General features: G+C 71.3%; 18 protein-coding genes. 7 read left to right on the top strand and 11 right to left on the bottom strand.

Features of this window, described 5'->3' with window-relative positions; translation table 11 throughout:
* Positions 1–49: 49 nt before the first annotated feature.
* From A4U64_RS10240 to A4U64_RS10215, 6 genes are all read right to left on the bottom strand, one after another.
* The gene (locus A4U64_RS10240; RefSeq protein WP_006931008.1) at positions 50–616 is read right to left on the bottom strand and encodes a NuoB/complex I 20 kDa subunit family protein; all 567 of its coding nucleotides are present in this window, start codon (positions 614–616) and stop codon (positions 50–52) included.
* 67 nt (positions 617–683) lie between these two features.
* Positions 684–1,043: an NADH-quinone oxidoreductase subunit A gene (locus tag A4U64_RS10235; RefSeq protein WP_003937927.1), complete on the bottom strand. Its 360-nt coding sequence runs from the start codon at positions 1,041–1,043 to the stop codon at positions 684–686.
* Between the two features lie 292 nt (positions 1,044–1,335).
* Positions 1,336–1,758 carry an Rv3143 family two-component system response regulator gene (locus A4U64_RS10230; RefSeq protein ID WP_029543962.1) on the bottom strand — a complete coding sequence of 141 codons (423 nt, stop codon included), beginning with the start codon at positions 1,756–1,758 and terminating at the stop codon, positions 1,336–1,338.
* Between the two features lie 178 nt (positions 1,759–1,936).
* Positions 1,937–3,739 carry a SulP family inorganic anion transporter gene (locus tag A4U64_RS10225; protein WP_065922527.1) on the bottom strand — a complete coding sequence of 601 codons (1,803 nt, stop codon included), beginning with the start codon at positions 3,737–3,739 and terminating at the stop codon, positions 1,937–1,939.
* A gap of 82 nt (positions 3,740–3,821) precedes the next feature.
* Positions 3,822–4,181 carry an ArsR/SmtB family transcription factor gene (locus A4U64_RS10220; RefSeq protein WP_029543966.1) on the bottom strand — a complete coding sequence of 120 codons (360 nt, stop codon included), beginning with the start codon at positions 4,179–4,181 and terminating at the stop codon, positions 3,822–3,824.
* 129 nt (positions 4,182–4,310) lie between these two features.
* Positions 4,311–4,838, bottom strand: a complete 528-nt coding sequence (locus A4U64_RS10215; protein ID WP_065922526.1) for an SRPBCC family protein — start codon at positions 4,836–4,838, stop codon at positions 4,311–4,313.
* 127 nt (positions 4,839–4,965) lie between these two features.
* Here A4U64_RS10215 and A4U64_RS10210 point away from each other — a divergent pair, with 127 nt between their 5' ends.
* The 3 genes from A4U64_RS10210 (at position 4,966) to A4U64_RS10200 (ending at position 8,993) form a co-directional block, all read left to right on the top strand.
* On the top strand, positions 4,966–6,078 hold the full coding sequence (locus A4U64_RS10210; RefSeq protein ID WP_084648625.1) for a DoxX family protein: 1,113 nt from the start codon (positions 4,966–4,968) through the stop codon (positions 6,076–6,078).
* Positions 6,079–6,244: 166 nt separating this feature from the next.
* Entirely contained in the window at positions 6,245–8,485 is a 2,241-nt protein-coding gene (locus A4U64_RS10205; protein WP_157127618.1) for a HelD family protein, read from the top strand.
* Positions 8,486–8,579: 94 nt separating this feature from the next.
* A complete protein-coding gene (locus A4U64_RS10200; protein ID WP_232334186.1) occupies positions 8,580–8,993 on the top strand; it encodes a DUF732 domain-containing protein in 414 nt (137 codons plus the stop codon).
* A gap of 8 nt (positions 8,994–9,001) precedes the next feature.
* Here the strand turns inward: A4U64_RS10200 and A4U64_RS10195 are convergent, their stop codons facing one another.
* The 3 genes from A4U64_RS10195 to uvrB form a co-directional block, all read right to left on the bottom strand.
* Positions 9,002–9,454: a universal stress protein gene (locus A4U64_RS10195; RefSeq protein WP_006948093.1), complete on the bottom strand. Its 453-nt coding sequence runs from the start codon at positions 9,452–9,454 to the stop codon at positions 9,002–9,004.
* 169 nt (positions 9,455–9,623) lie between these two features.
* Positions 9,624–10,496, bottom strand: coding sequence for an SCO6745 family protein (locus tag A4U64_RS10190; protein ID WP_065922523.1), 873 nt, complete (start codon positions 10,494–10,496; stop codon positions 9,624–9,626).
* 10 nt (positions 10,497–10,506) lie between these two features.
* Entirely contained in the window at positions 10,507–12,660 is a 2,154-nt protein-coding gene (gene uvrB, locus A4U64_RS10185) for an excinuclease ABC subunit UvrB (protein WP_006948089.1), read from the bottom strand.
* Between the two features lie 238 nt (positions 12,661–12,898).
* Here uvrB and A4U64_RS10180 point away from each other — a divergent pair, with 238 nt between their 5' ends.
* Positions 12,899–13,492 (top strand): DUF3267 domain-containing protein, encoded by a 594-nt coding sequence (locus A4U64_RS10180; protein ID WP_050035313.1) that lies wholly within the window; start codon positions 12,899–12,901, stop codon positions 13,490–13,492.
* A 49-nt stretch (positions 13,493–13,541) separates the two neighbouring features.
* Entirely contained in the window at positions 13,542–14,054 is a 513-nt protein-coding gene (locus A4U64_RS10175) for a DUF402 domain-containing protein (protein WP_065922522.1), read from the top strand.
* Between the two features lie 24 nt (positions 14,055–14,078).
* On the opposite strand, the gene coaE is transcribed toward A4U64_RS10175, so the two are convergent.
* Positions 14,079–15,296: a dephospho-CoA kinase gene (gene coaE / locus A4U64_RS10170; RefSeq protein ID WP_065923460.1), complete on the bottom strand. Its 1,218-nt coding sequence runs from the start codon at positions 15,294–15,296 to the stop codon at positions 14,079–14,081.
* 216 nt (positions 15,297–15,512) lie between these two features.
* On the opposite strand from coaE, the gene A4U64_RS10165 reads away from it, so the two are divergent.
* On the top strand, positions 15,513–15,728 hold the full coding sequence (locus A4U64_RS10165) for a hypothetical protein (protein WP_006948069.1): 216 nt from the start codon (positions 15,513–15,515) through the stop codon (positions 15,726–15,728).
* Between the two features lie 169 nt (positions 15,729–15,897).
* Here A4U64_RS10165 and rpsA read toward each other — a convergent pair whose 3' ends face one another.
* Positions 15,898–17,361: a 30S ribosomal protein S1 gene (gene rpsA / locus A4U64_RS10160; RefSeq protein ID WP_029543987.1), complete on the bottom strand. Its 1,464-nt coding sequence runs from the start codon at positions 17,359–17,361 to the stop codon at positions 15,898–15,900.
* Positions 17,362–17,582: 221 nt separating this feature from the next.
* On the opposite strand from rpsA, the gene A4U64_RS10155 reads away from it, so the two are divergent.
* Complete coding sequence (locus A4U64_RS10155) at positions 17,583–18,431, top strand: class I SAM-dependent methyltransferase (protein ID WP_065922521.1); 849 nt, start codon at positions 17,583–17,585, stop codon at positions 18,429–18,431.
* Positions 18,432–18,493: the final 62 nt, after the last annotated feature.

Raw genomic sequence — 18,493 nt, 5'->3', positions numbered from 1 at the left:
GTCGCGGGATCCGTAGGGCGCGAGGACCGTTCGTTGTCGGAGGAGGAGGTCACCGGGCCGACCCCCGCACCTGGAGGGTGGGCACGACGGGCCGGGCGGCGGCCAGGGCCGCCTCCTCGGCGGCCTGCACGGCCTTCTCCCGGTCCACGCCGAGCGGCATCTGCTGGATCTTCTCGTGCAGCATCAGGACGGCGTGCAGCAGCATCTCCGGCCGGGGCGGGCACCCGGGTAGGTAGATGTCGACGGGAACGATGTGGTCGACACCCTGGACGACGGCGTAGTTGTTGAACATGCCACCCGAGGAGGCGCACACACCCATGGCCAATACCCATTTCGGCTCGACCATCTGGTCGTAGACCTGCCGCAGCACCGGGGCCATCTTCTGGCTGACCCGGCCGGCGACGATCATGAGGTCGGCCTGTCTCGGCGAGGCGCGGAACGCCTCCATCCCGAACCGTGCGATGTCGAACCGCGGCGACACGGTGGTCATCATCTCGATCGCGCAGCACGCGAGCCCGAAGGTCGCGGGCCACAGCGAACCCTTGCGCGCGAAACCGGCGAAACTCTCCACCGTGCTCAGCAGAAAGCCGCTCGGCAACTTCTCCTCGAGACCCATGTCCGACTCTTATCACTTTCGGTCGGTGTTCGAATCCATTACGGCACAATCCCATTCCCTGTCGCGGTCATTCCCAGCCGAGACCACCCCGCCGCCACTCGTAGACGTAGGCGACGGCGACGTTGAACACGAACAGCGCCATCGCGGCCAGCCCGAAGACCCCCAGGGCATCGAGGTGCACGGCCCACGGATAGAGGAACACGATCTCGATGTCGAAGATGATGAACAGCATGGCCGTCAGGTAGTACTTCACCGGGAACCTGCCGCCGCCCGGCGGCTGCGGCGTCGGGTCGATCCCGCACTCGTAGGCTTCGAGCTTGGCTCGGTTGTAGCGGCTCGGGCCGATCACCGAGGACACGACGACCGAGAACACCGCGAAGGCGACCGCGATCCCTCCGAGCACGAGGATCGGGATGTAGACGTTCATGGCGCCTGGCTCCTCTCCGTGCGAGCCGGCCACCCGCGCCGACCCCGTTGCCCTTGCCGACCTCCACCGGCCGCTGGGGCCGAACGATCACGATACGGAGACAGTGCCGTGAGTCACTTCAACCGCATCATTGTGATGTACGGCTCAGCCTACCGGCGCGGTGTCCCGCCGAGGCGGATACGACGCGGCGTGATTTCTCCGTTTCGCCCGACCCTTGCGGGGGTGCCGGGACGCCGGGACCGCCAGATCGCCCGGACCGTGGGCCGATGCCGGCGCCCGCTTCGCGCCGCCCTCAGGTGGTGCTGCGGCCGCGCAGCAGCGCGACGACCGTCTCCGCGAGGCGGAACGGGTCGAGAGGCCGCGGCACCGCGGCCTCGGCGCGGGACCAGTCGGCCAGCCACGCGTCGTCCGCCCGGCCGGTCAGCACGACGACGGGCGGGCACTGTTCGAGTTCGTCCTTGAGTTGCTTGGCGATCCCCATCCCACCGGCGGGGGCCGCCTCGCCGTCCAGGATCGCGAGGTCGATACCGCCGGCGTCCATGCGGCGGATCACCATCGGCTCGGTCGCCACCTCGACGAAGTCGAGTTCGGGGAGTTCGGGATCGGGTCGCCGGCCCAGCGCCCGGGTGACCTGCTCGCGCGTGTCGGCGTCGTCGCTGTAGACGAGAACGCGCAGGGCGGCAGGACGGCTGGTACTCGCGGTCGAGTCGGTCACGGAGCAGATGCTACTGGCCGGAACGGAGGGGCCCGGGAGGCGAGCCGCGGCACGCACGGCTCGCGGCCGCCTGCGCCCCGCCGGTCCCGCCGACGGCAGGCGACCGGTCCCCGTGCTCACCTGGCGTTACCGGGTGAGGAGAGCCAGGCTGCCACGAGGGCCGGTCACACCGCCGATTCTACTCGCCCGGAAGAGCTTCGGAATCTCCCGGCCCCTTCCCCTCGGAACCGGCGGCGGCCTGGGCGTACCGGTGTTCCGGCAGCACCAGCATGCGGGCGTACGCGATCGCTCGGGGCGTGGTCGCGAAGACGTGCCGCTCCTCGCTGTCCTTGGTGGTGAAGACACCCAGCGCGGACAGCGGCCGCAGGTGCTCCGGTTTGGCCCCGGAGATCAGGACCGTGATGTGCCGGTGCTCGAGCTTGGTGATGGCGTCCTTGAGGACGAGGGCGCCGGTGGCGTCGATGGCCGTCACCCGGGACATGCGCAGGATCACGACCTTGACGTCCGTGACGTCGGCGAGCTCGAGCAGGAATCGGTGGGCCGCGGCGAAGAACAGAGCGCCGTCGATCCGGTACGCGACGATGTGCTCACGCAACAGCTCGTGTTCCTCGGCGGCGTGATCCCCTTCCTCGTCGAGGGGAACCTGCTCGATCCGGGCGGACTTCGCGACCGCCCGCAGCGCGAGCACCGCAGCGAACCCGACACCGATCGCGACCGCCGTCACGAGGTCGAGGGCGACGGTGACCAGGAACGTCACCGTCATGACGATCGCATCCGCGCGGCTCGCCCGTGTGATCGCGACGATCGAGGCGGTCTCGACCATGCGCACCGTGGTGGCGAGCAGAACGCCGGCGAGCGCGGCAAGGGGGATCTGGGCGACGAGCGGCGAGGCGAGGTAGACGATCCCGGCGAGGATGACGGCGTGGGTGAGGGCGGACAGCCGGGACCGCGCCCCCGAGCGGACGTTGACGGCCGTCCGGGCGATCGCGCCCGTGGCCGGAACGCCGCCGAACAGGGGGGCGGCGATGTTGGCCAGGCCCTGCCCGAACAACTCCCGGTCCGGGTCGTGCCGGGTGCCGACGCTCATCGAATCCGCGGCGGTCGCGGACAGCAGCGATTCGAGGGCCGCGAGCGCGGCCACCGCGAGCGCCGGCGCGAGAAGCGACGTCAGCTCACCCAGGTCGAGGAATCCGAGGCTGGGGGCGCTGAAGCCGGACGGGATGGACCCGATCCGCGTGACGTTCAGATGGAACAGCTGTGCGACGACGGTGGCCACCACCACCGCGACGAGCGAGAACGGCAGCTTCGGCAGGTACCGGCCGCCGATCAGGATGGCCGCCGCGACAAGCACCGCCACGACCGTGGGCAGAAGGGACGGCTGGTCGACGAACTGCCGGGCGGCGTCGAACGCGCTCTGCCACACCTTCTCCCCCTCGGCGTGGGCGATGCCGAGCGCGGCCGGAACCTGCTGCAGGGCGATGACCACGGCGATCCCGGCGGTGAAGCCCTCGATCACCGGGGCGGGCATGAACCGCACCGCCCGGCCGATGCCGGCGAAGGCGAGGACGACGAGAACGACGCCGGCGACGAGTCCCACCGCGAGGACGCCGGAGGCGCCGTGCTCATGGAAGATCGGCACCAGGACGACGGTCATCGCGCCGGTCGGGCCCGACACCTGGAAGCGGGAGCCGCCGAACACGGCGGCGACCGCTCCCGCGACGACGGCGGTCGCGAGGCCCGCCGCGGCCCCGAGACCGGAGCTGATGCCGAAGCCGAGCGCGAGGGGCAACGCCACGAGGGCGACGACGAGTCCGGCGGTCAGATCGGCGCGGGGCGAGCGCAGGGCCGGTTTCCACTCGACCCAGCGCGGCATCAGCGCGGCGACCGACCGCGCGGCGCGAGCCACGACGGTGCCGGCTCCCGCCGCCTCTTCCTCGGTGCGCCCGGTCACCGCATCCTGCTGCTCTGTCGACATCGACATCGTGCCTCCACCACAAACAATAAATAAGCACTTAATAAAGTCTGCAATCAATGCGCGCGAAGCGCCCCGGTGCGCGACCGGCTCAGCGGCGCGCTCGGCCCGCCGGTTCGGCTACGTCGTCCTCGAGCAGCTCCGCCTGTCCGGCGACCACCCCCGTGAGGATGGCGCGGGCGACGCCCAGCAGTTCCGCGACCCGCGGCGACGTCAGCGCGTACGTCACCGACAGCCCCTCCCGGCGCGCGGTGACCAGGCCTGCGCGCCGGAGGATCGCCAGTTGCTGGGAGAGATTGGCGGGTTCGATCCCCACCTCGGGCAACATCTCGGAGACGGCATGCTCGCGCTCGCTGAGCAGCTCGAGGACGCGGATGCGCGCCGGATGTCCGAGCGTCTTGAAGAAGTCGGCCTTCATCCGATAGAGGGGCTGACGCGCCTGCGCGACCATCACCGTTCCCGTCGTCCGAGCCACCGCCGGCGGGCGATGCCGTTACTTGCGTAGTTTAGCAATCAAAGAGGTAGGGTGTGCGTGACATGCGACACACCGGACACCGACACCGTCGGCACCCGGCGCGGTTCAGGAACGCGCCGCACGCCCGAGCCGGGCGAGGCTCGCGGACATCTGCGCGGGCAAGACCCGCGGAAGCCGCACGCGACGCAGGTACGCGGTGTCGGTCACCGCGGACCAGTCGCACGTCTGGCTCACCGCAGCGCCCCCGGTCGTCCCGGTGAAGGACCACTCCCACCGGATGCCGAGCGGCGGCGTGTCCGGGTTGGCCGGCAGCCACGCCAGCAGCCGGTCGGGTTCGAACGCCACCACGTGGTTGACCACCGGATACGCGCTGCGCCCGGGCAAGTGCACCTGCGCGGAGAAGCGCCGGCCGACGGCGGTGATCGGGGGCTGCCCCGCGGGCACCTGCACCGTGCCCGAGCCGTCGATCTCGCTGTGCCGCAGCGGGTCCCGCATCACCCCGAACAGCGCCGCGGCCGACACCGGTATCGTGGCCTCGACCCGGACCGATGTCGTCGTGCGCACCACGCGCACCCCGGCCCCACCGATGTCGCCGCCCCCTGCCGCGTCTCCCCCATCGTTCACGCCGCACATCGTGCCACCTCGGCGCGCAATCGTTGCGCGGCGTCCGGAGCGTGATCCGGGTCGAACGCGCATATCGCGCCGGGCGGCGGGGTATGCGTGCAAAGGTGGAACCGCCACCGATCACGGGAGGAAGCACATGATTGTCCGCAGAATTGCCCGCCCCATGCTCGCGTCGGTCTTCGTCGCCGGGGGCATCGACGCGCTGAGAGACTCGTCCACCAAGGCGGCGGCAGCGCAGCCGGGACTCGACCGGGCGGTGGGCATGCTGCCCGACACGGTGACGCAGAAGCTCCCGGACTCGGTGAGCGAGAAGCTCACGAACGATCCGGAGACACTCGTGCGGATCAACGCGGCCGTGCAGATCGGGGCGGGTGCGCTGCTCGCGGTCGGGAAGGCACCGCGGCTGGCGGCTCTTGCCCTGGCCACCACGCTCGTGCCCACGACGGTGGCGGGTCACGACTTCTGGAACGTCGAGGATGCGGAGGCCCGGGCCATCCAGCGCACCCAGTTCCTCAAGAACGTCAGCCTGCTCGGCGGGCTGATCATCACCGCGGTGGACACCGAAGGCAAGCCGTCGCTGGGGTGGCGCGGACGGCGGGCCGCACGGCGCGCCCAGGAGGCCGTCGCCGGTGTCCTGCCTCATCAGGACGACGGCGCGGGCGATGCGGTCACCGAGAGCCTGCACAAGGTGGCCGAGCGGGTCCGGGTCCTGTCGGAGGAGGCAGCGGAGGTGGCCGGCACCGCCCGTGAGCGTGGAAGCCACCTGCTGGGCGTTGCCCGCGAGCGCGGACCCGAGCTCGCCGAGGTCGCCCGCGAGCGCGGCACGCACCTGCTCGACGTCGCCCGCGAACGCGGCCCCGAACTCGCCGACGTCGCCCGCGAACGCGGCACCGAACTGCTCGACGTCGCCCGCGAACGCGGCCCCGAACTCGCCGACGTCGCCCGCGAACGCGGCACCGAACTGCTCGACGTCGCCCGCGAACGCGGACCCGAACTCGCCGACGTCGCCCGCGAACGCGGCACCGAACTGCTCGACGTCGCCCGCGAACGCGGACCCGAACTCGCCGAGGTCGCCCGGGAACGGAGTTCGCTGCTGTGGGGCACGGCCCGTGAGCGCGGCCCGGAGCTGGCGAAGGTCGCCCGCGAGCGGGCGCTGACGGCGGAGGAGCGTTCCCTGTTGCTGGCGCAGCAGGCCCGTCACCGCGCCGAGGAGGCCCTCACCCGCGCCCGCCTGCAGTTGCAGCGCTGACAGCACGGTCCCGCACCCGGCGATTCTGCGCCGGTGCGGGACCGCCACTAGACTTCTTGGGCACTTCGTGGCGACGCACCCGCCGCCCGTCCGACCCCGAGGAGACCCCTTGCCGGCCGATGGCCTGTCCCACCCCGACCATGAGCGTGAGCAGGTCTACCTGTCGATGCTGTACGGCCACCTCGACTCCATGCGGGCCTACGCCAAGACCCGGCTGAGCCGGGTGCTGCTCGACACCGGCGGCACTCCGCAGGCCCGCAGCGAGCGGGAGTCCTTCACGCAGCTGTACACCGAGGACATCGCGAAATACGACGCGGCCGAGCACGGGCTGTGCTTCGGCCGGATCGACGTGCGCGACGGCGAGGACGGCGACGGGACCGAGGTGCGGTACATCGGCCGCATCGGCATCCTCGACGAGGCGAACGACTACGAGCCGCTGCTGCTGGACTGGCGGGCGCCGTTGGCCCGGCCGTTCTATCTGGCGACGCCGGCGGCGCCGGAGGGCGTGACGCGGCGCCGGCACATCCGGTCGCGCAGCCGCGCGATCACCGCGCTCAACGACGAGTACCTCGATCTCGACGCGGCCCAGGCGCACGACGCCACCGTCTCGGCGGGGGGTGTCGCCGGCGAGTCGGCGCTGCTGGCCGCGCTGAACGCCGCGCGGACCGGGCAGATGCACGACATCGTCGCGACGATCCAGGCCGAGCAGGACGCGATCATCCGGTCCGAGCACAAGAGCGTGCTCGTCGTCCAGGGCGGCCCGGGCACCGGGAAGACCGCGGTGGCCCTGCACCGGGCGGCGTTCCTGCTGTACACGTACCGTCGGCAGCTCGCGAAGAGCGGTGTGCTCATCGTCGGACCGAACTCGACGTTCCTGGACTACATCGGGCAGGTGCTGCCGTCCCTCGGCGAGACCGGCGTGTTGCTGTCCACGATCGGTGACCTGTACCCCGGGGTGCGCGCGAGCGTCGAAGACTCCCTCGAGGCAGGCGCCATCAAGGGCTCGCTCGGCATGATCGAGGTGCTGAAGAAGGCGGTGCGGGACCGTCAGGAGATCCCGACGACGCCGATCCCCCTGGTCTTCGACACCTACCGGCTGACCCTCGACCGCAAGACGGTCACGCGGGCGCGGGGCCGGGCCCGGTCGTCGCGCCGGCCGCACAACCTGGCTCGCCCGATCTTCGTCTCCGCGGTGGTGGACGCGCTCGCCGACCAGCTCGCGTCGATCATCGGTGCGAATCTGGTCGACGGCGGAAACCTGTTGAGCCGGGACGACATCGACGACATCCGGGCCGAGATGCGGGCGGACCGCGACATCACGGCGGCGATCGACTCGCTGTGGCCGCAGCTGAGCCCGCAGCAGGTGCTCGCGGAGCTGTTCGCGTCCCGGGAGCGGCTCGCGTCGGCGGCGCCGGAACTCGACGAGGACCAGCGCGCACTGCTGCTGCGCCCCTCGGCGACGCGGGTGTTCAGCGCCGCGGACGCGCCACTGCTCGACGAACTCGCCGAGTTGCTCGGCGTCGACGACGCGGCCGAGCGGGAGCGCGTCGCGCGGCAGTGGCGCAAGCAGATCGCCGACGCGCAGGGCGCCCTGGACATCCTGACGGGGTCGGCCCCGCAGGATCTCGAGGACGAGCTGGATCCGGAGATCCTGATGGCGTACGACCTGATCGACGCCGACCAGCTCGCGCAGCGACAGAGCCGCTCGAGCCACGAGACCACGGCCGAACGGGCCGCCGGGGACCGGACCTGGACGTACGGGCACGTGATCGTCGACGAGGCGCAGGAGCTGTCCGAGATGGCCTGGCGGATGCTGATGCGGCGCATCCCGAACCGTTGGATGACCCTGGTCGGCGACACCGCGCAGACCGGGGATCCGGCCGGCAGCTCGTCCTGGCAGCGGATCCTGGAGCCGTACGTGGCCAACCGGTGGAAGAAGGCCGAGCTGACCGTCAACTACCGCACGCCCGCGGAGATCATGGAGATCGCACATGCGGTCCTCGCCGAGATCGATCCGCACCAGGTGCCGCCCCGCTCGGTGCGCGAGTCCGGGTTCACACCGTGGGTCCGGAACGTCGACGCGGACGGCCTTCTCGAAGCCGTGCACGGCGCCCTCGCGGCCGAGGACGGCCCGGGCCTCACGGCGGTGATCGTGCCGCACGATCTCGCGGCGCAGTGGGCGCATCTGCGGTCGGATTCGGTGCGGGTGTCCACCGTGAAGGACGTCAAGGGACTGGAATTCGATTCGGTGCTGCTGGTGGAGCCGACCGCCATCGTGGCGGAGTCGCCTCGCGGGCTCAACGACCTGTACGTGGCGCTCACCCGCGCCACCCAACGGCTCGGGGTGCTGCACACCGGGGAAGTGCCCGAGGCACTGGCGGCGCTGGTGGCGCCGGCCCGGCTGTGACAGGTCACCGATGTGCCGTTTCACCGACTGCGCCGTTCGGCCGGGCGGTATGTTGCGGACGAACGTGCGACCGGTCGGAGCGGGAGGCGGGGCGGTGAGAGCGGTGTGGCCTCGGGGGCGCTGGGCGCGCATCCTGGCAGGGTTCGGGGTCCTCGCCACCACCGCGGGTTGTGCGGGGACCGCGGCCTCGGAGGACTCCGCGGCCGCCATCCCGGTCACGGTCCCGATGGCGGCCGCACCGGTCGAGGCGGAGGCGCTGGACGGGCCGGCCCTGCGGTTCAAGCAGGCCCTGGCCGAGGCCGGGCTGGCCGCCGGGGTGCCCGACGAGACGCTGGTGGCACTGGTCCGGGGGACGTGTGCCCAGCTGGCCGCCGGCCTGCCGGAAGAACAGATCCTCGGCTCGGTCCGGTCCGTCGCGGCCTTCGCGGCGTCCGTCTCGCGGGCGGAGTTGCAGGGCGACGACGCCGCCCGGTTCTACGTGGGTGCCGCCCGCGAGACCTACTGCTGATCGACGCGTCAGCGGACGGTGTGCACGATGAGCACGTCCGAGGTCGACTTGCGGGCCAGATCCGAGGGTACGGAGCCGAGCAACCGGCCGGTGAGGGTGTTCAGGCCCCGGTTGCCCACGACGAGCAGGTCCGCCTCCACCTCGTCGACCAGTTCGAGGAGCGAGTCGACGGGAGCCCCGACGACGGCCCGTTCGAGGACGTTCTTGGCGCCGGCTGCGTGGGCCTTCTCCCGGGCGGTGCGCAGGATGTCGTAGGTGGGCGCCGATCCGGTCACCTGGTAGGCGTCCTCACCGAGCACGTCGGCGGCGCGGGCGCTGTCCTTCGGATCCACCGGGTAGTAGGCGCACGCGATGACGAGACGGGCCTCGGCGTCACCGGCGAGAGCTGCTGCCTTCTCGACGGCGCGGTACGACGACTCGGAACCGTCGGTTCCGACGACTACGGTCCGGTAGGCGCTCATGCATTCCTCCATGAAATTGGTCGGGTTTCGCCGGCGGGCGACCGTCGTTGCGTCCCCCTTCCGACTGCTGCGTCGACAGTAGCGGCCGACCGGACGGGGTTGACGGCCTTTGGGGTGGATCCCACAGGGCCCGCCGCCGTGCGCTCGACGCCACTGACGACCGTTGACGTTACCGTGCGTCACCGTAACGCGGGCCGAACATCTGCGCGGGGAACACGCCGGACTCCACGATGGCGTCCCGCCACGGCAGCGCGAGCTCCGTCAGCCGGTCGGCCTTGTCTTCGCCCAGCGTCGCCCACGGCACCGCCGCGAGGTCGTCGGTCAGGTCCTCGACGAGTTCGCGGACCTCGAAGCCCTCGTCCGTGAGCGCACCGGAGCGGTCGAGCAGTCCGCGCGAGCGCAGCGCCGTCTCCGCGTCGGCCCACTCCTCCTTGCTCCAGCCGCGGCGCGCGCGGGCGAAGTCCTCGCTGAACCCGATCCCCGCGGCGGTGTGGGTGACGAGGGCCTCGATCCCGGTCAGGCCGGCGGTCTGCAACGCCGCGACGTGCCCGTCGCCCCGGTATTCGCGCAGCAGGGTCAGCGCGTGCCACAGGATCAGGTGCGGGGCGTCCGGCCACGGCAGGTCGGCGTGCCCCGCGTACAGCGGCCGGCCCTCCGGTCCCGGGACGGCCCGGGCGGCGCTCGCGGCGAGGTCCGCCGCCTCGCGCATCTCCGGCGAGTCCAGCACCTCGGGCCCGAGGATTCCGGCCAGCGACTCGTCGATGCCGCGCAGCCGGGCGGCCACGACGGCCTCCGGGGTGGCGAGCCGCCAGGCGTGCGGGATCGCGGACGCGACGAGACGGGGACTGAAGTTGTAGAAGGTGGCGGTCACGACGCCCGCCCCGACCGCCCCGAGCGCGGCGGAACGCGCCGCGAAGTACCGCATCCGGCCGGCCTCGAGGCCGGTGTCGCCGAGCGCGGCGTCCACTTCGGGGGCGAAGTACCCGACGGAGTGGATCAGTTCGAGGGCACGGGCGATGCGGCCGGCAGACTGTGGGTCCATGCCGCAGACGCTACGCGAGGCCGGCGGCGTCCATCCCGCGCAGTTCCTTCTTCAGGTCGGCGATCTCGTCGCGCAACCGCCCGGCCAGTTCGAACTGCAGCTCGCGGGCCGCGTTCATCATCTGGTCGGTCAGTTCCTGCACGAGGTCCGCGAGTTCGGCCCGGGGCATGGACTTCACGTCGCGGCCCTCGTAGACGCCGGCGCTCACGGCGCGACCGGATTCCCCCTGGGCGCGGCGGCCGCGGGAGGCGTTGCGGCCCGAGCCCCCGACCTCCACGGTGTCGTCGGCCTCCTCGTAGACCTGGTCGAGGATGTCGGCGATCTTCTTGCGCAGCGGCTGCGGGTCGATGCCGTGCTCGCGGTTGTACGCGATCTGCTTCTCGCGGCGCCGCTCGGTCTCCTCGATGGCACGCGCCATCGAGTCGGTGACCTTGTCGGCGTACATGTGGACCTCGCCGGAGACGTTGCGGGCGGCCCGGCCGATGGTCTGGATGAGGCTGGTGGTCGAGCGCAGGAACCCCTCCTTGTCGGCGTCGAGGATCGCCACGAGCGAGACCTCGGGTAGGTCGAGGCCCTCGCGGAGGAGGTTGATGCCGACGAGGACGTCGTACTCGCCGAGCCGCAGCTGCCGGAGCAGCTCGACGCGCCGGAGGGTGTCGATGTCCGAGTGCAGGTAGCGCACCCGGATGCCGAGCTCGAGCAGGTAGTCGGTGAGATCCTCGGACATCTTCTTGGTGAGGGTGGTGACGAGCACCCGCTCGTCCCGGTCGGCGCGCTCGCGGATCTCGTGTACCAGGTCGTCGATCTGGCCCTTGGTGGGCTTGACGACGACCTTCGGGTCCACCAGTCCGGTCGGCCGGATGACCTGTTCGACGAACTCGCCGCCGGCCTGCCCGAGCTCGTACGGGCCGGGGGTGGCCGACAGGTAGACGGTCTGGCCGATGCGGGCGGCGAACTCCTCCCAGGTCAACGGGCGGTTGTCGACGGCCGAGGGCAGCCGGAACCCGAATTCGACGAGGTTGCGCTTGCGCGACATGTCCCCCTCGTACATGGCGCCGATCTGCGGGACGGTGACGTGGGACTCGTCGATGACCAGCAGGAAGTCCTCCGGGAAGTAGTCGATCAGGGTGGCCGGCGCGGAACCGGCGGGACGGCCGTCGATGTGCCTCGAGTAGTTCTCGATGCCGGAGCAGAACCCGACCTGGCGGATCATCTCGAGGTCGTACTGGGTGCGCATCCGCAGGCGCTGCGCCTCGAGCAGCTTGCCGCGGTTCTCGAGGTCGGCGAGACGGTCCTCGAGTTCGGCCTCGATGTCGGTCACAGCCCGTTCCATCCGCTCCGGCCCGGCGACGTAGTGGGTGGCGGGGAAGATCCGCAGCGAGTCCACCTTGCGCACCACGTCCCCCGTCAGGGGGTGCAGGTAGTAGAGCGCGTCGATCTCGTCGCCGAAGAACTCGATGCGCACGGCGAGTTCCTCGTACGCGGGGATGATGTCGACGGTGTCGCCCTTGACCCGGAACGAGCCGCGCGTGAACGCCATGTCGTTGCGGGTGTACTGCACGTCCACCAGCAGGCGCAGCAGGGCGTCGCGGGGCACCTCCACCCCGACCTCGAGCGCGATGGAACGGTCCAGGTAGGACTGCGGCGTGCCCAGGCCGTAGATGCACGACACGGACGCGACCACCACGACGTCGCGACGGGAGAGCAGCGCGGAGGTGGCCGAGTGCCGCAGCCGTTCCACGTCGTCGTTGATCGAGGAGTCCTTCTCGATGTACGTGTCGGTCTGCGCGATGTACGCCTCGGGCTGGTAGTAGTCGTAGTACGACACGAAGTACTCGACGGCGTTGTGCGGCAACATCTCCCGCAGCTCGTTGGCGAGCTGCGCGGCGAGGGTCTTGTTCGGCGCCATCACCAGGGTGGGGCGTTGCACCCGCTCGATCAGCCACGCGGTGGTGGCCGACTTGCCGGTGCCCGTGGCGCCGAGCAGCACCACGTCCTTCTCCCCCGCCTGCAGGCGGCGCTCGAGTTCGTCGATCGCGGCCGGCTGATCCCCGGCAGGCTTGTGGTCGCTGACCACCTCGAACCGGCCCTCGGCCCGTTCGATCTCCCCCACGGGGCGGAACTCGGAGTGGGCGACAACGGGATGCTCGCTTGCGAACGCCATGGGAACCAGGGTAGGCGGCGGCACCGACAATGCCGATCGGCGGCGGCAGGGACCCGGTGCCTGGCCGCCGGGACACGGAGTCATCCGCCGGGACACGGAGTCATCCGCCGGGACACGGAGTCGTCCGCCGGGACACGGAGTCGTCCGCCGGGCATGATCGGTCGGACCGGCCCGCCCGTCCACCGTCGGCTCTCGTCGGACCGTCCGCCCGGGAGACCGCGAAATCCAGGGGGTACACGTGAACGCTCGCAACGACCCGAAGCCCGCGGTGGCGCCCCCACCGGACTATCGGGTCCACACCCGGCTGGACCTGAAGAACGACACGCGGGCGGCCGCGGCCGTCCGGACCGTCCTCGTCCTCACCGTCGCCGTGCTCCTCGGCGCGGCAGTGGTCCTGGGCCTGCCGCTGCGGAGCGGGTGGGGCACGGCGCCCACGGTCGTCGTCACCGTCGTGGCGTGCCTCGGCTACCTGGCGGTGCACGAACTGACCCACGGCCTGGTCTCCCGGATCCTCTCCGGCGTGCGCCCGACGTACGCGGTGCGGTTCCCCTTCCTGACGACGGGCAGCGACGCCTGGCTCACGCGGAACGCGGCCGTGACCGTCACGCTCGCCCCCGTGGCGCTGTGGGGCGCGGTCCTGGTGGCCTTGCTGTTCGCCGTGCCCGTCGACTTCGTCCTCACCGTCTTTGTCGTCACGGTGGTGAACTTCGCGGGGTCGGCCGGCGACTACGTCCAGGCCGGCGCGCTGTGGCGGCTGCCCGCCTCCGCGCTCGTGCAGGACAACGGGCACGAGACGACGACGGTGGTGCCGGCCGGGCCGGCGGGCCGGTAGGTCCGGCACCGGCGGGTTCGCCGGCCCGGACCGCAGTAACGTTCAGCCCATGTCCGAGGCGAAACTTCACCACGTCAAGGTCGAGACCTTCGATGTGGCCGCGCACACGAACGTCGACCCGAAGGGCATCGTGCGGGAGGTGGAGGTGTACCGGGTCGAGCGGTGGGGCCTGTACATGGCGCGGCCCGCCGACCACCCGCAGTTCGGGTATCTCGAGTCGTGGCTGCTGCCGGACCTCGGCCTGCGCGCGTCGATCTTCCACTTCCGGCCCGGTTTCGAACGCGACCAGGACCGGTACGTCGACGTCGGCGAGTTCTGGTGCGAGGGGAACGTGTGGCACTCGCGCGACCACTACCTCGATCTCGTGGTGCGCACCGGCCGCGACACCGCCGTCGAGGACGTCGACGAACTGCTCGCCGCCGCGGCGGCGGGACTGCTGGATCCGGGGACCGCCGAGCGCGCGGTGCAGCGGGCGTTGCGGGCGGTGGACGGCATCGCCACGCACGGCCACGATCTCGATGCCTGGCTGGCCGCGCTGGCCATGCCGGTCAGCTGGCGCTGAGCGGGTCCCGCCTCGGTCCGGGCGTCAGGCCGACCAGCCGGTCTTCTCTGCCCACTCCCAGGCACGCGTGTAGGCGCCGTCGAACCAGGGGGCCTTCTCCCCGGCGTAGACGGCGGCGGCCTCGGCCGGGTCGTGCCGGGCGGCCGCGTCACGGGCCGCGGCCTGCTTGATCTCGGCGAATTCGGCGACGGCCTCGGGGTTCGCGCGCAACCAGTCCCGCAGCAGCAGGGCGAACTGCTGGCCGGGCCAGCCCTGCACCCGCAGATGCACGTACGCGGGCCGACCGGGGTCGGCGCTGCCGTGCAGGCGCGCGCCCCACACGGCCGGGTCGGTCTCGCCGCCGGCACCGTACGACGGCCGCGGGTCGTCGTGGTCGACGTGGGCGATGCGGGGGAATCCGGCGCCGGCGAGGGGGTCCTCGAGTGCGTCCGCCGCGGCGAGGTCCGGCACGGTGATCTGGAGGTCGAGCACATCGACGGCGGCCAGCCCGGGCACGGCGGTCGAGCCGATGTGGTCGATCCGCACGGCGCCGCCCCCGGCGGCGAGCGCGAGCCGGCCGATCAGCCGCTGCGCCTGCCGGTGCCAGTCCGGATTCGGGTCGCGGAGCACCGGCGCCGGCTGCACGGGGGTGCGGCTGCGCAGGTTCGCCTCGAACGGCACGAGCCGCTCGGTCCACAGGGCGCGCACGGCCGCCGCGAGGGCGTCCCGGTCGCCGTTGTTGTCCAGCCAGACGTCCGCGGCCGCGCGGCGCTGTTCGTCGGTGGCCTGGGCGGCGATGCGGGCACGCGCGTCGCCCTCGGGCATCGCACGCAGTTCGACCAGGCGGCGCAGGCGCTCGCCGGCGTCGGTGTGCACCACGGCGACGAGATGGAACGCGGGCGCCATGCCGCCCTCGACGAGGAGCGGGATGTCCTGGACGACGATGGCGTCGGCGGGTGCGGCGGCGACCAGTTCGGCGGTGCGCGCCCCCACCCGGGGATGGGTGATCGCGTTGAGCACCGCCCGCGCCTCGTCGCTGGCAAAGGCCTTGGCGGCCAACGCCGGTCGGTTCAGGGATCCGTCCGGCAGCAGGATGTCGTCACCGAAGGCCGCGGCGAGTTCGGCCAGGCCCTCGCTGCCCGGCGCGACGACTTCGCGGGCGATGGTGTCCGCGTCGACGAGCACCGCCCCCAGCGCGACGAGTTCGTGGGAGACGGTGGATTTGCCCGCTCCGATGCCTCCGGTCAGTCCGAGTCTCAGCACGTCGAACAGTGTCGCATCACCGATCCGGGTGCCGGACACCGGCCGGTCGTCACACTGCAGTCACAACGGGGTCACGGACTGGTCGCGACCTGGGATTTCGTCGGCAACACGCCCATCTCACCCGCCTCGCCTGCCCCAGTATCATCGGCGCGTCGGATATCGTCGGACCGAGCGTCCGACCATCGTCATTACCCGCCCCACTCGAAAAGGCACCGCATGCGATCCTCCCCTCAGCTGCCCGGTCGGCATCGCCTCGGCATGGAGAACGGTGTTCACTGCATCCTCATCCCCGAGGTCGCCGCCGCGCTCGCCGAGCACCGGCGTAACTGGTTCACCATGCTGCTCAGCAACGCCCGCCACAGCCAGGCGGCGATCCGCAAGCGCGCCGCCGAACTGCCGGCCCAGTGGGCCAGCACCCCGGCGGTGAGCTGAGCACCTCCGGCATCCGGTCGGCGCGACGCCGAAGGCCGCGGCCCCGCTCCTCGAGGAGCGGGGCCGCGGCCTTTTCCGGGGGGACCAGCGTCCGGTGCAGGCTGTCTGCCGGCGCGGAAAACGCGAGGGGCCCCGCACCGGCAGGTGCGGGGCCCCTCGCTCGAACGTGTCAGGCGTTGCCGGACAGCTTCTCGCGCAGCGCGGCGAGCTGCGCGTCGCTGGCCAGCGAACCACCGGTCGACTCGGCGGTGCCGGTCTCGGCACCCGTCTCCGACGAGTAGTTGGTGCCGGAGACACCCGCGGCAGCCTCGGCGGCCTCGTCGGCAGCCATCTTCTCGATCTGCGCGGTGTGCATCTTGTGGCGACGCTCGGCCTCCGCGTAGCGGGACTCCCACTCCTCACGCTGCTTCTCGAAGCCCTCGAGCCATTCGTTGGTCTCGGGGTCGAAGCCCTCGGGGAAGATGTAGTTGCCCTGCTCGTCGTAGCTGTCGGCCATGCCGTACTTCGACGGGTCGAACTCGGCGTTGTAGTCCTCGTTCGCCTGCTTCAGCGACAGCGAGATGCGGCGACGCTCCAGGTCGATGTCGATGACCTTGACCATCGCGTCGTCGCCCACGGCCACGACCTGGTCCGGAACCTCCACGTGGCGCTCGGCCAGCTCGGAGATGTGCACCAGGCCCTCGATGCCCTCCTCGACGCGGACGAACGCGCCGAACGGAACGAGCTTGGTGACCTTGCCCGGGACGATCTGACCGATCGCGTGGGTCCGGGCGAACTGACGCCACGGGTCTTCCTGGGTGGCCTTGAGCGAGAGCGACACGCGCTCCCGGTCGAGATCGACGTCGAGAACCTCGACCGTGACCTCGTTGCCGACCTCGACGACCTCGGACGGGTGGTCGATGTGCTTCCAGGACAGCTCGGAGACGTGCACCAGACCGTCGACCCCGCCCAGATCGACGAACGCGCCGAAGTTGACGATGGAGGACACGACGCCCTTGCGGACCTGGCCCTTCTGGAGCTGGTGCAGGAACTCGCTGCGGACCTCGGACTGGGTCTGCTCGAGCCAGGCGCGACGCGACAGGACCACGTTGTTGCGGTTCTTGTCGAGCTCGATGATCTTGGCCTCGATCTCCTTGCCGACGTACGGCTGCAGATCGCGGACGCGGCGCATCTCGACGAGCGACGCGGGCAGGAAGCCACGCAGGCCGATGTCGAGGATCAGGCCGCCCTTGACGACCTCGATGACGGTGCCCTTGACGGCCTCGTCCTTCTCCTTGAGCTCCTCGATCGTGCCCCACGCGCGCTCGTACTGCGCACGCTTCTTCGACAGGATCAGGCGGCCTTCCTTGTCCTCCTTGGTGAGAACCAGGGCCTCGACCTCGTCGCCGACGGAGACGACCTCGTTGGGGTCGACGTCGTGCTTGATGGAGAGCTCGCGGGACGGGATGACGCCTTCGGTCTTGTAACCGATGTCGAGCAGCACCTCGTCGCGATCAACCTTGACGATGGTGCCTTCCACGATGTCGCCATCGTTGAAGTACTTGATCGTGGCGTCGATGGCGGCGAGGAAATCCTCGGCGGAGCCGATGTCGTTGACGGCTACCTGCGGCGAGGTGACGGTGGTGGAGGGCATGTGTTGAGTTGCTCCGGACGGGTTGGTGTCGGTTGATGAAGTTCGGTCGGACAAGCGGACCGCGCGCCGCGCGAACGCCACGCACACTCCGCCGCGGGCGCCCGCGCCGGATCCTTATCGGGCCACGGGCGGACACTCGCGATCATCAGGCTACGCGTCCCGGTGCTAGCTGGGCAAACCCGGCCCGGGCGCGGCGGGCCCGCGGCTCTACGCTGAACGACATGTCCGACGACCGTCACGCCCACGCCCAGTCCGTCCTGGGAGCCACCCGCGCAGGTCGGGCCCGCCTCGGCACGCGGGACAGTGAGCGCGCGAGCCGCACCTGGTGGGACGCCGACGCCGCGGACTACCACCGCACCCACGGCGAGTTCCTCGGCGTGGACTCGGCGGAGGGCGAGTTCGTATGGTGCCCGGAGGGGCTGCACGAGGGCGACGTGCACCTGCTCGGCGACGTCGCCGGCAAGGACGTCCTCGAGCTCGGCTGCGGGTCGGCGCCGTGCGCCCGCTGGCTCGCGGGCCGGGGCGCCCGGGCGGTGGGTCTGGACATCTCCATGGGGATGCTCGCGCGCGGGCTGACCGCGATGGACCGCGGCGGGCCGCGGGTACCGCTCGTGCAGGCCGGCGCGGAGGACCTGCCCTTCCCGGACGCGAGCTTCGACATCGCGTGCTCGGCGTTCGGGGCGGTACCGTTCGTCGCCGACTCGGCGCGGGTCATGCGGGAGGTCGCGCGGGTGCTGCGCCCGGGCGGGATCTGGGTGTTCGCGGTCAACCACCCGATCCGCTGGATCTTCCCGGACGACCCCGGTGAGCGGGGACTGACCGCGATGCTGCCGTACTTCGACCGCACCCCGTACGTGGAGGTCGACGAGGCCGGCGTCCCCACCTACGTCGAGCATCACCGCACCGTCGGGGATCGGGTCCGAGAACTCGTCGCGGCCGGCCTCGAGGTACGCGACATCGTCGAACCCGAATGGCCGGAGGGGCTCGACCGCGAGTGGGGCCAGTGGAGCCCGCTGCGCGGGGAACTGTTCCCCGGCACCGCGATCTTCTGCAGCCGTAAACCGGACTGACCCGCCCGCGACCGCCCGCCCGGCCGATCACCCGTCCGGCCGATGCCCGGTCCCCGCCTGTG

The sequence above is a fragment of the Rhodococcus sp. WB1 genome (assembly GCF_001700945.1).
GTDB lineage: Bacteria > Actinomycetota > Actinomycetes > Mycobacteriales > Mycobacteriaceae > Rhodococcus > Rhodococcus aetherivorans.
Note: the sequence above shows the minus strand (reverse complement) of the source record. Positions and strands in the feature narration are given on the sequence as shown.